Annotated in this window: 11 protein-coding genes; 5 read left to right on the top strand and 6 right to left on the bottom strand. The window is 33.6% G+C overall.

Annotated features, from left to right (window positions below; translation table 11 throughout):
• Positions 1–3 precede the first annotated feature (3 nt).
• A complete protein-coding gene (locus EQG63_RS10905) occupies positions 4–1,929 on the bottom strand; it encodes an LTA synthase family protein (RefSeq protein WP_129436412.1) in 1,926 nt (641 codons plus the stop codon).
• 124 nt (positions 1,930–2,053) lie between these two features.
• Between EQG63_RS10905 and EQG63_RS10900 the strand changes: the two genes are divergently transcribed.
• Together EQG63_RS10900 and EQG63_RS10895 are read left to right on the top strand one after the other, a co-directional pair.
• Positions 2,054–3,478, top strand: a complete 1,425-nt coding sequence (locus tag EQG63_RS10900; protein WP_129436411.1) for an L-serine ammonia-lyase — start codon at positions 2,054–2,056, stop codon at positions 3,476–3,478.
• Entirely contained in the window at positions 3,478–3,855 is a 378-nt protein-coding gene (locus EQG63_RS10895; protein ID WP_129436410.1) for a ribosomal maturation YjgA family protein, read from the top strand. The genes EQG63_RS10900 and EQG63_RS10895 overlap by 1 nt, the downstream gene beginning before the upstream one ends.
• Here EQG63_RS10895 and EQG63_RS10890 read toward each other — a convergent pair.
• The 5 genes from EQG63_RS10890 to EQG63_RS10870 all read right to left on the bottom strand — a co-directional run bounded on the left by EQG63_RS10890 (position 3,830) and on the right by EQG63_RS10870 (position 9,286).
• Positions 3,830–4,906, bottom strand: coding sequence for an outer membrane beta-barrel protein (locus tag EQG63_RS10890; RefSeq protein WP_129436409.1), 1,077 nt, complete (start codon positions 4,904–4,906; stop codon positions 3,830–3,832). The two genes, EQG63_RS10895 and EQG63_RS10890, sit on opposite strands and share 26 nt — an antisense overlap.
• A gap of 13 nt (positions 4,907–4,919) precedes the next feature.
• Entirely contained in the window at positions 4,920–6,854 is a 1,935-nt protein-coding gene (locus EQG63_RS10885; protein WP_129436408.1) for a KUP/HAK/KT family potassium transporter, read from the bottom strand.
• Positions 6,855–6,961: 107 nt separating this feature from the next.
• Positions 6,962–7,651, bottom strand: coding sequence for a response regulator (locus EQG63_RS10880; protein WP_129436407.1), 690 nt, complete (start codon positions 7,649–7,651; stop codon positions 6,962–6,964).
• Positions 7,644–8,756 (bottom strand): sensor histidine kinase, encoded by a 1,113-nt coding sequence (locus tag EQG63_RS10875; RefSeq protein WP_129436406.1) that lies wholly within the window; start codon positions 8,754–8,756, stop codon positions 7,644–7,646. Before EQG63_RS10875 ends, EQG63_RS10880 begins: the two co-directional genes overlap by 8 nt.
• A gap of 89 nt (positions 8,757–8,845) precedes the next feature.
• Entirely contained in the window at positions 8,846–9,286 is a 441-nt protein-coding gene (locus tag EQG63_RS10870) for a nuclear transport factor 2 family protein (protein ID WP_129436405.1), read from the bottom strand.
• Between the two features lie 184 nt (positions 9,287–9,470).
• On the opposite strand from EQG63_RS10870, the gene panB reads away from it, so the two are divergent.
• From panB to EQG63_RS10855, 3 genes are read left to right on the top strand one after another with little or no spacing between them, the layout of a single operon-like run.
• On the top strand, positions 9,471–10,289 hold the full coding sequence (gene panB / locus EQG63_RS10865) for a 3-methyl-2-oxobutanoate hydroxymethyltransferase (RefSeq protein WP_129436404.1): 819 nt from the start codon (positions 9,471–9,473) through the stop codon (positions 10,287–10,289).
• Between the two features lie 25 nt (positions 10,290–10,314).
• Positions 10,315–11,010, top strand: coding sequence for an RluA family pseudouridine synthase (locus EQG63_RS10860; RefSeq protein ID WP_129436403.1), 696 nt, complete (start codon positions 10,315–10,317; stop codon positions 11,008–11,010).
• A gap of 27 nt (positions 11,011–11,037) precedes the next feature.
• A complete protein-coding gene (locus EQG63_RS10855) occupies positions 11,038–12,357 on the top strand; it encodes an aldehyde dehydrogenase (RefSeq protein ID WP_164974502.1) in 1,320 nt (439 codons plus the stop codon).
• Positions 12,358–12,360 lie beyond the last annotated feature (3 nt).

Raw genomic sequence — 12,360 nt, 5'->3', positions numbered from 1 at the left:
TGATTATTTTGTATACATTTTTTTATCTACAATTCGATTCATGTAATCTTGTAGGAACGACTTCGCTCCTTTTTCAAGCTTTACAAAATCCTCCTTTGAAACTTTACTGATGATGTTTTTCTCCAATCCGAAATCACTTTTATCATAAACGGCGGTCACATTTTTACCATCACACAAACATATATAATTTCCTTGCATGAATTGGTACAAACCGCCATTAAAATTAAAAGCAAAAGGCGCGATTTCTTTTTCATTAAATAAACTTCTACCCCAACTTCTAAAGGGTTTATGATAACCAATCATATCTAAAATCGTTGGATAAATATCTATTTGTTGGGCAAAATCATTGTTGACACCTTTCAAACTTCCATCAGGTTTGTAAATCATAATTGGCACTGCTTGTCGATTGACTACTTGATTGTAAAAAGGATAGTAGACTTGATTACAATGATCGGCAGTAATAATAAAGATCGTATTTTTAAACCACGGTGCTTTTTTTGCGGATTCAAAAAATTTCTTAAAAGCATAATCGGTATACCCTACCACTTGATGCATCGGAATATCTCCTTTTGGAAATTTGCTGGCATATTTTGCTGGTGGTAAAAAAGGTTCATGTGAAGAAACGGTAAAAATAGTGCTGAAAAAAGGTCCTTTCTTTTTATCCAATTCCTGTTTCATAAACTGCAGAAAAGGTTCGTCCCAAATTCCCCACGAACCATCAAACTCATTATCATTGTTAAATTCCGTTCGACCATAATAATGATCATAACCTAAAATATTGCTCAACCCTAAAAATCCCATCGAACCATTAGCGGCGCCATGAAAAAAAGAAGTATCATAATTTAAATCATTCAAACATGAAACCAACGATTCAATTTTTTGTTTGGAATAAGGTGAAGAAGTAAAAGCATCTCTAAATGAAGGCACACCTGCTATTACAGAAGACATTCCGTGAATGGATTTACTTCCATTAGCATAGGCATTAGTATAAATCATACTGCTTTGCGCTAATGAATCCAAAAATGGCGTGTAGCTCTTATAATTTTCGATTTTTAAATCTTTATTAAAAGCACCCAAATATTCACGACCATAACTTTCGGTAATAATGACTACAATATTGGGTTTTGTAGGTGGGTTTATTGTATAGTGTTTGATGGGTTTTAAATACTGATTGATTTCAGCATCGGTAACCAAATTGAGTTTCTTAATACTATTTTTACCAATGGTTCGAAGTATGGCAAATGGTGTGTTTAGAACAATATCCGCGTGTTGTGGCTGAGTTACATTTCGGCTCGCATCAATCATGGTAATGGGACGTGTACTCTTTTTAAAATCACCGCGAATTCCTCCAATAGCCATTGTTGCAATTATCAATAAACCTAAAATAGAATATCCAAAATATTTAGGCTTATTCTCGTAATTTTTATTTTCAACTGTAACTTTTCTGTATAGGTATATCCATAATCCTAAGGTTATAAAAAACAAAGCAAATACATGCCAATAGGTCCCTATAAATCGAATAAACAAGCTACTTTTATTGGATTCGTTTTCGACAATATCCATGAAGGCAATTGTTGTTCTGCTATAAGTAAATCGGTAATAAATGAAATCTAAAAAATTAAATGCTAAACCTATGCCATTACAAATAAAATAAATCCACATCAATACTTTTTGAAAATTGGCTTTTGTATTGATAACGAAAGGCAAAACGGAAAGCAAAATAAATAAGCCATTCAAATATAAAATCGCAGTGGTATCAAATGCTAATCCATGGTAATTTAAATCTAAATATTGGGCTACCGAATCAACTTTTAATGATTTGTAATTGTATAAAAAGAAAAATAATCTTGAAATAGAATAAAACACATACGCCAAAAATATCCTATAAAAAAGTACTTTATATTCCTGAATTCTAAAATCTTTAAACATTTGCAATTTGTTTTTCTAGTACAAATGTAAATCGAAAAATACAATTACTGCTAAAATTTAAAATTTTATGCCTTTTTTGTTAGTATATTGAGCTTATCTTTGTAAGACAAAACGTTGCTAGTATATGGAAGAATGTATTTCGGTATTTGATATGTTAAAAATTGGTGTCGGACCATCCAGTTCGCACACTCTTGGGCCTTGGCGTGCAGCCGAGCGATTTTTAAAGGAATTAAGAGACGAAAACATTTTAGAAAAAACTACTCGTGTTAAAGTAGACTTATACGGTTCTTTGTCCCTTACAGGCGTAGGACATGCAACGGATTTGGCAGTGATGTTAGGTTTAAGTGGGCAAGACCCGGAATACATTCCGGTTCAAGATATTGACGGAATTATTAAAAACATTAAAACGACTCATAAACTCAATTTAGCTAATCAGCCAGCTATTGATTTTGAAATTGAAAAAGACATTATTTTCAATAAAAACTTCCTTCCTTTTCATGCCAACGGAATAACATTTACCGCTTTTCATGAAAAAGGTTCATACGAATCTACTTTTTATTCGATAGGTGGTGGATTTGTGGTAAAAGAAGAAAGACCCAATGCCAAAGCAAAAGAAGCTATAAAATGTGCTTTCCCTTATCCTATAACACTTGCTTCAGAATTATTGGAGTATTGTCAAACACAAAATCGAAAAATATCGGAAATTGTACATGACAATGAAAAGGCAATGCGATCTGAAGAAGACATTGATCACGAATTAATGCGCATTTGGAACACAATGCTGGAATGCATGTATATTGGATGTCATAGCGAAGGAATTTTACCAGGTGGTTTGAATGTGCGTCGAAGAGCTTTTGACATGCATCAAAATTTAATTGGTTTAGCCAATTATTCCAACCCACAAGAATGGTTGGAAACCATCCGTAAAACGGAAGTCAAATTTCGTCAAATCTTAAAATGGGTTTCTTGCTTTGCACTAGCTGTTAATGAAGTTAACGCCTCTTTGGGACGTGTCGTTACAGCTCCAACCAATGGAAGTGCCGGAGTGATTCCTGCCGTTTTAATGTATTATATGGTGATTGAAAATCATCAGGCTGGAGAAAAGGAAATCAAACAGTTCTTAATGGTGGCTGGAGAAATTGGAAGTATCTTCAAAAAAGGCGCTACTATTTCCGCAGCAATGGGTGGTTGTCAAGCAGAAATTGGCGTATCATCAGCAATGGCCGCAGCAGCCTTGTGCGAAGTCATGGGTGGCACGCCAGAACAAGTCCTTATGGCTGCCGAAATTGCCATGGAACATCATTTAGGTTTAACTTGTGATCCTATTGGAGGTTTGGTTCAAATTCCTTGTATTGAAAGAAATACCATGGGTGCGATTAAAGCCATCAATGCCGCCGAACTAGCCATGGAAACCGATCCTAAAAATGCTAAAGTACCTTTAGACAAAGTTGTCAACACGATGTGGCAAACCGCCAAAGATATGAACAACAAGTACAAAGAAACTTCCGAAGGAGGATTAGCTGTGGCAGTTAATATGGCCGATTGTTAATGAAAATCAATCGGAAATTTTATTTCGTTTTAACACTTCTAATCTTAATTCTAGGTGTTTTATCTAGAAAAACAAACGGAATTCCTTTATTCTTTGGGGATGTGCTATACGCGGTTTTAATTTACTTCGGAATGTGTTTTCTATTTCTGAATTTACAGCCAAAAATCAACGCTTTACTATCGCTCACCTTTTGCTTTATCATTGAATATTTACAGTTGTGCCAAATGCCTTGGATGCTTTCTTTACGAAAAACAACCCTTGGCCATTATGTATTAGGACAAGGGTTTTTATGGAGTGATTTACTCTGTTATGCCATCGGGGTTTCCATCGCAATTTACATTGATAAAAAAATTAGAACTCAAAACTCATCGTTGTAGTTGCTGAAAAATTATCTTGTTTAGTGTTTAAAACAAATATTGTTTCTGTGGCATGATACCACTTCCCTTCCATTCGAATTTTCATTTTAGAATTAGGTAAGAAATCTAAATTCAATGAATTCCCAATCGTTTTAAATGGAACAGTTGATGAAATGATTACATTATTCTTGTCTTCATAATATTCAATTCTGTGTGCCATTTGCCACTTAGTTGAAAAAGTAAGTTGTGTTATTAATAGAGGGCTTAACCAACTTTTATGTTCGTCATTATTAGAAGAAATATCTTGAATTCCAAAATCGAATCCAGAAATAGTTCGCCATTTATCATTCCATGTTTTATCCCAATATAAATTATTAAAATAACGCATGGTAAAATTGGTTCCATTAAATTCTTTTCCCACAAACGTACTCCAATTTAAAGTAGATTTTTCAGAAGATTTATATACCAATTGTGTTCCTAATGCTGGTGGTACTGCTTTATTTGGTTTATTGATTCGTTGCCAACCATTAGTAAGTAAAACTGCTCCTGAAAATTTATCTGTAAACTGATGATTTAGCTTAATTCCTGTCATAAAATAAGGAGAATTTTCAGCTAAAATAGAACGTGTAGCGGTCAAATTGGAATGTGAGGTAGCAGTTTCAAAACCAATATAGCTAGGTAGTATTCCTGCTTCAATTGATGTTTTTTTCGATTTGTTTAGAAATATTCCCAAATATGCTTCATTAAAAATTTTCAAATCTTCCGCCGCATAATTATCCTCAACATAAGTTCCTGCATGAACTGAAATTTTTGCATAAACATTTTGATAGGAAATACTGGCTCTAATTAATCCGATATTAACATTAAATTCATTATGTCTGTTGTAATTATACAAAAACGGAAGTTTGCTTGTTGCTTTTGGATTGCTAAAATCGTACGAATAATAGGTGTCTATGTAGCCCGAAATGTCTATTTTAGGTTTTTCATTATTTATTGAATCTTGTGCCACTGTTTTTTGAATAAAAATCAGAAGGAATACGATAATACTCGTTAGGTGAATAATTTTTTTCATAAACAAATTTAATTTATTTTCTGTTTAATTCTAGGTTTGTTGCTGGACTATAAATCATCGGAACATTTTCAATTTCCACATCACTTTTATCTAAACCGAAGGCTTTTTCATCGGAAATAGAAAGTCTTTTAAGCCAGAAATAAGAAGTCAACAACCAACCATCTTTCAATTCGAAATCATTTTCAACCGATAAAAACTTTTCGATAATAATAAATTTGAAATCAGGCTCGGCATTGTATTTGGTGGAACCATCAGGACGAATATGCAAGTTCAATTCTTTTCGCTCTACTAATTCTTGTACAATTTTTTTGAAATACAATTCCACTTTAGGTTGGACTCTAAAACCAAGATTCAAGATTACTTTGATGACTTTATCATCTAGGATTTCAACTATTTCATAATTTAAAGTAAACGGATCGTTGGTTCTATTGATGTGTAAAAACCAATACACATCGGCTCTTTTAGGCTTTTTGGCGAAGATAGATTTTATTATTTTTTCTTCTATTTCATAGGTTTTATCGGCTTTGGACAAATAGATCAAATGTGTAGAATATTTCGGAATGGAATCATCATCACTCAATTCATTTAGCATTGGAGTTTGTTCTACTAAATTGGTAAACTTTAAAAATCGGTTATTAATTTTTCGAGAATAGTACCAAACGTACATGACCATAAAAATGAACAATTCAAAGAATAAAAACATCCATCTTTCTTTAATTTTAACCACATTGGCAATAAAGAATGACACTTCAATAATTGAAAAAACGAACAGTATAATGGCCACCCATCCCATTTTAATCTTCTTAATAAAAACCAAATAATAAGAGAGTAACAAAGTGGTCATTAACATGGCAATGGTGATAGAAAAACCATAGGCTGCTTCCATGTGTGCCGAATTTTTAAAGTATAAAATCATCAAGACACAACCCGCCCAAAGTATTGTATTCACAGAAGGAATATATATTTGTCCTTTTAAATTAGTTGGGTTTTTCAAAGCCACACGAGGCCAAAAATTTAAGGATATCGCTTCATTAATTAAAGTAAACGAACCGCTAATTAAAGCTTGCGAAGCGATAATAGCTGCCAATGTAGCAATTGTAATTCCAATGATTAAAAACCATTGTGGCATTATTGTGTAAAAAGGATTTTGTCCGTTCAAAAACTCATTTCCTTGATGCATTAACCACGCCCCTTGTCCTAAATAATTAGTTACTAAAGCAATTTTTACAAAAATCCAGGTAATTCTAATATTTTCCTTTCCACAATGTCCTAAGTCAGAATACAAAGCTTCGGCCCCTGTTGTACATAAAAATACAGCACCCAATAACCAAAACCCATGAGGATATTCTACTAGTAATTTATAGCCATACATCGGATTTAATGCTTTTAAAATATCTGGATGATGTACAATTTGAGAAAGTCCTAAAACCAATAACATCGTAAACCAAACTACCATAGCAGGTCCAAATATGTATCCTACTTTTTGAGTCCCAAAGCGCTGAAAAGCGAACAAAGCTGAAAGTATGGCAATTACAATTGGTATGGTAGGTAAATTGGGAACAATGGCCTCTAAACCTTCAACAGCCGAGGCTACAGAAATAGGAGGTGTAATAATTCCGTCAGCTAATAAAGTTGTCGCTCCCAAGATGGTAGGAATGACTAATTTTCCTTTTCCAAAACGTTTAACTAATGCATATAAAGAGAATACACCTCCTTCTCCTTGATTATCAGCAGAAAGTGTTAGAAATACATATTTGAAAGTCGTTTGAAAAGTTAGTGTCCAAAACACACATGAAATTCCACCATAGACTAATAATTCGGTGATGGCTCTATCGCCAATGATAGATTTCATTACATACAACGGACTTGTTCCAATATCTCCGTAAATAATCCCAAGGGCGACTAAAAGTGACGCGGCACTGACTTTCTGTATTGTTGATTTATTCATTTTATTATTGTTTTAAAATTTAATTGAGTTCATTTTTGAGCATAACAAAGCCTGATCACGATGAAAAGGTATTCGTAATAGCAATTTTTTAATATGAAAAGGTTTAATTATCCAGAGTTGAATCGGTAGCCTACCCCCGATTCAGTTAAAATGTATTTAGGTCGGTTAGGATCTTCTTCCAATTTCTTTCGAAGTTGTGCCACAAAAACCCGTAAGTATTGTGTTTGTTCCGAATAACTTTGTCCCCAGATTTCTTTTAGAATATATTGATGAGTTAAAACTCGTCCGTCGTTTTTTAAGAGCAATGTCAGTAATGCATATTCGGTAGCGGTAAGCTTTACGTTTTCATTATTCACTTTGACAGTTCTAGAGACAAAATCGACTGAAACGGCACCAAATATTGAAATGGGTTCGTTGTTATTTTTAATCGTATTGCCACGCAAAGCAGTTCGCATTCGGGCTAATAATTCCTGAGTTCGAAATGGTTTCGTTAAATAATCATTAGCACCATGATCTAAGGCCTTTACTATTTCTTCTTCGGCACTTTTAACCGTTAAAATAATGATTGGATTTTGAAACCATTCGCGCAATTTGACCAAAATTTCTTGACCATCTTCATCTGGTAATCCTAGATCTAATAAAATCAAATCTGGTTGGTGGCTGGCAGCCATTGTAATACCATCTTTTCCATCAGTAGCAAATAGCACTTTATAATCATTAGCTTCCAATGAAATTTCAAGTAGTTTTCGTATTTGAACTTCATCATCAATCACTAATATTGAAAAGCCTTTATTCATTTTTTAAAGAATTTATAGGTAAACAATCAACATTAAATTCTAGCGTAAATTCTGCTCCACCTTCATCCCTGTTTTTCAAACTAATCGTACCATTTTGAGCTTGTACAAATCCTTTTACAATAGACAAACCTAATCCGGTTCCACCAGTTTTAGCACTTTTAAATCGGTAAAATTTATCAAAGGCACGGTCAATTTCGGCTTCGGGAAAACCATAGCCATCATCAGCAATAATAATGACACATTTTTTAATTAAATCGATGTGTTGATCATAATCAGCATCAACATCATACTCAGCTTTGATAGTAATGTTTGCACCTTTTGGAGTGTGCTGAGCGCTATTGTATACTAAATTATAAATGATTTGCTCCATCAAACCATAATCCAATTTAAACAAAGGCAGATTATCATCAATATAGTATGTGATTTTATGATCTTTAGTTTCTTCTGTTAATCGATTGCAAACATTATAGATAATTTCTTTAACATCGCACCAATCTAATTTTGGTTGAATATAACCGGATTCTAATCGGGACATATTCAATAGATTCTCCACTTGATAGTTGAGTTTCATTGAAGCTTTTTCAATTTCGCTATGAAGTTTTTCTTGGGTTTCGGAAGATAAATTGACGCTTTTTTGCTGCAATGTGTCTATCGAACCTAAAATAGCAGCAATAGGAGTTCTCAGTTCATGAGAAAGGGAATCCAAAAGCGTATTGTATAATTTCATGGTACTCGCTCTGGATTCAATGATATGAATGGCGCGTTGCATTCTTCGGAATTTGTTTGTCAAAACTGCATTAATCAAAGCAATGATGAAAAACATAACCAATAAAAAAGCATCTTCAGCATTATCGATATGCAAAGTATAATAAGGCTTTATAAATAAGTAGTCTAAAGCCAAAGCACTCAAAACAGCACCAACTAAAACTGGTTTTATTTCCAAAAAAATAGCCAGTAAAGAAACAGTTACTAGCAATATGTATCCGACCACTTTATATTCAATAATATCTCTAACGAACAAACAAAGCAGTGATACTAGAACAACAGAAAGTACACTTATAAGATACTGACTTTTTGGTTTTTTATATTTAATGATACTTTTCACTTGGTACTGATTTACTCTGCAAAGTTAAAGCATCTCTTGTAAGTATTTTATAATAGAATAGTGGTATTGTATAAAGATTTTATAAAGATTTATTTGGTACTTTTTCTTCTAGTATCAATCAGGTGGATAATTTTCCAATTCCCATTTTCTTTGAAAAAAGTAAACGCATTTACTCCCGAATGACTTAATTTCCCATTGATATAAAATTCATAAGGCGTCCAAGCATGTGCCATAGCGCCATCTATTTGAACTTTATACCCCAATATTTTTTCTTCAAATTTCATATCGACTGGAAAAGTAGCAAACGATTTAAAAAATTCGGTAGTTTTTTCGTCAAATAATTTGGTTCCTTTTTGGCCTTCCATAATTGACTGAAGTATCATGCGTTCATGGCAAACCGTTTTCATTTTCACGGTATCTTTTGCATGAAAACCTTCAAAAAAAGTTTTCACTGCGCTTTCAATTTCTTGATTCTGTGCGTTGCTGTAAAAAGGCAGAAGAATCAACAAGTAAATAATAATCTTTTTCATATGTGTATAATATTTGTTTAATATGTCATAAGGTATCCCCTATTTTTATTTGTGTTTGCTATTGCAAACTTTTTTCAGTGGGGATTTCATAGTTTTTTGATTTTTAATCATTTGACGAAAACTTAAGTATTTTGTTACAAAACCATTCTTTTTAGTAATTTTACAGTTCCTAAATGTTTGAAATATGTCAACTGCTAAAAGTGATTACAAAAGAGTAACGACCAAATCGTTAATAGATATGAAAGTCAAAGGTGAAAAAATCTCTATGCTAACCGCATACGATTACACCATGGCCAAAATTGTGGACTCGGCTGGAGTTGATGTAATTCTTGTAGGCGATTCTGCTAGTAATGTTATGGCGGGACACGAAACCACTTTACCAATCACTTTAGACCAAATGATTTACCATGCTTCTTCTGTAGTACGTGCGGCAGAGAGAGCTTTAATTGTTGTAGATCTACCTTTTGGTTCGTATCAATCGGATTCAAAAGAAGCCTTACGTTCATCGATTAGAATCATGAAAGAAAGCGGTGGACATGCAGTGAAATTAGAAGGTGGCAGTGAAATTAAAGATTCCATCAAGAAAATTCTTAACGCTGGAATTCCTGTGATGGGACATTTAGGTTTAACACCTCAATCCATTTATAAATTTGGAACGTATACCGTTAGAGCTAAAGAAGAAGAAGAAGCAGAAAAGCTATTAGAAGATGCCAAATTATTAGAAAAACTAGGATGTTTTGCACTTGTTTTAGAAAAAATACCCTCTGCATTAGCGCAAAAAGTGGCTGAAAGCATTTCGATTCCAGTAATTGGAATTGGAGCTGGAAGTGGTGTTGACGGACAAGTATTGGTTTTACACGATATGATTGGAATGACGCATGAATTTAGCCCGCGTTTTTTACGTCGCTACATGAATTTATACGAAGACATGACCAAAGCAATTGGACAATATGTAACTGATGTAAAAGCAGTTGATTTTCCAAATGCGAATGAGCAATATTAATCAGTTAGCAGTATTCAGTTAACAGATGGCAGAAAAAATAATCTCCACCAAAAACAATCTCCAGATCCTTCACGAAGACAATCATATCATTGTGATTAACAAACGTGTAGGCGATATTGTTCAAGGCGATAAAACGGGCGACAAACCATTGTCAGATGTTGTAAAAGAATACATTAAAGAAAAATACAACAAACCTGGTGATGTTTTTTTAGGCGTGGTACATCGTTTGGATCGCCCTACAACTGGAATTGTGGTTTTTGCCAGAACTAGCAAAGCCTTAACTCGTTTGAATGATTTATTCAAAAACAGAGAAACACAAAAAACATATTGGGCTGTCGTAAAAAACAAACCCGAAAAAAATGAAGCTACTTTAAGTCATTTTTTAAAACGAAACGAGAAAAACAATACTTCAAAAGCGCATATAAATGAAGTTCCGGAAAGCAAAAAAGCTAGTTTGGACTATAAAATTATTGCCACGCTTAATAATTATTTCGGATTAGAAATCAATCTACACACCGGTCGTCATCATCAAATTAGAGCGCAATTAGCAGCCATTGGTTGTCCGATTAAAGGCGATTTAAAATATGGTTTCGACAGAAGTAACCCGGATGGCGGCATACATCTTCACGCTCGAAAATTGACTTTTATTCATCCTGTTACTAAAGAAAATATCGAAATTATTGCTCCAGTTCCTGAGGATGTGATTTGGAAATCAATTTAATTTTTATCTTTAGAAAAAATTACTACAATGTATTCAGTACAAGAAAGAAAAGCAGCCTTACAAAAGCTTTTAAAGAATATCATTATTCATGAAGAAGAAATTCTGGAAGCTTTGTACAAAGATTTCAAGAAACCGAAATTCGAAGGAGTAATTTCAGAAACTTCGTATGTCATTAATGATTTAAAGCATACCATTAAAAATATTGCTTTTTGGTCAAAACCCAAACGCGTATTTCCTTCGCTTTTAAATTTTCCTTCTTCGGATTATATTTATTCGGATGCCTATGGAAGAGTTTTAATCATTTCTCCTTGGAATTATCCATTTCAATTAGCATTTTCTCCTTTGATTGCAGCTATTGCTGCCGGCAATAGCGTTACATTAAAACCATCCGAATTAACTCCGTACACCTCTGCTATAGTATCTAAAATTGTTAGAGAGTCATTTGATGTGAGACAAGCTTTAGTGGTTACTGGTGATGCTACCATTGCCCAAGATTTATTAAAAAAACGTTGGGATTATATTTTCTTTACGGGAAGCGTACCTGTTGGCAAAATTGTGGCCAAAGCTGCTGCTGAACATCTAACACCAGTAACTTTAGAGTTAGGAGGAAAAAGTCCCTGTATAGTAGATGAAACCGCCAATTTAGAGCTGGCGGCAAAACGAATTATTTGGGGAAAATTATTTAATGCAGGTCAAACCTGTATTGCTCCCGATTATATTTTGGTGCATTACCGAATGAAAAATAAATTAGTGGTGCTATTAATAAAAGAAATCGAAGCTGCTTTAGGAGAAAATCCACAGGAATCTAAAGATTTTGCTAGAATTGTTAACTTAAAAAACTGGAGAAGACAAGTAGCTTTAATTGAAAACCAATATGTCCTTTATGGCGGGCAACATAATGAAGAAGAATTATACATGGCACCAACTTTATTGGACGAACCGATGGCCGAGAGTACTGTTATGCAAGAAGAAATTTTTGGTCCCATACTTCCAATTATCACCTATGAAAATAAAGCAGAATTGCACAAAATAATTTCGAGATATGAAAAACCACTCTCCTTATATTTATTTTCAGAAAACAGCTCTTTCCACAAAGAAATACTAAATAAATATTCTTTTGGTGGTGGATGCATTAACGATACATTGGTCCATTTCAGTAATAAACGATTGCCTTTTGGAGGTGTAGGACATAGCGGTATTGGTGCCTATCATGGAAAATTAGGATTTGATACCTTTTCGCATAAAAAGTCGATCGTGAAAAAAGCCAACTGGTTGGATATTCCATTACGATATGCTCCGTATAAAGGGAAATTAAAAATGATTAAACGAATTTTAAACTGGATATAACGT

It is taken from the genome of Flavobacterium amnicola (assembly GCF_004122165.1).
GTDB classification, from domain to species: Bacteria; Bacteroidota; Bacteroidia; order Flavobacteriales; family Flavobacteriaceae; genus Flavobacterium; species Flavobacterium amnicola.
Note: the sequence above shows the minus strand (reverse complement) of the source record. Positions and strands in the feature narration are given on the sequence as shown.